Origin of the sequence: Vibrio sp. 10N.222.55.C6 (assembly GCF_041473395.1) — a bacterium.
Classification (GTDB): domain Bacteria; phylum Pseudomonadota; class Gammaproteobacteria; order Enterobacterales; family Vibrionaceae; genus Vibrio; species Vibrio crassostreae_C.
In genome coordinates this window covers 1-333 of the sequence record NZ_JBFRSD010000944.1, presented here as the reverse complement: position 1 = coordinate 333, position 333 = coordinate 1, and the positions used below count along the sequence as shown (strand labels likewise).

General features: G+C 45.9%; 1 pseudogene. It reads right to left on the bottom strand.

The window, feature by feature from the left end:
• Nucleotides 1-333: pseudogene (locus AB4486_RS26975) on the bottom strand (amidohydrolase family protein); the annotation flags it as partial.

The window sequence follows — 333 nt, the reverse complement described above, 5'->3', positions numbered from 1 at the left end:
AAGTGAAGAAGTTGCCTAACTCTTTACCCGCAAGGAAGATCGTATGGTCAGTTTGTTTGATACAAGAAACCACGTCACCAACACAGTCTGTGTGGAAACCCCATTTCGGTTGGTACTTGTTTACATTCGAGATGTAGTCTTTGAATGCTTTGGTTGCCGACTCCGCTTTACGCTTAGAGGCTGGGTTCGAGTTAATCGCTTCGATCTGTGTCAGGTAAGGTGAAAACGCGGTCATGTTAGTTGTGATGTAGGCGTCTTTATCTTCCATCTTGTCGGCGATATCGCCATCGAACATGAAACCGTGCTCGATCGTTTTAACACCCGCATCCAAGT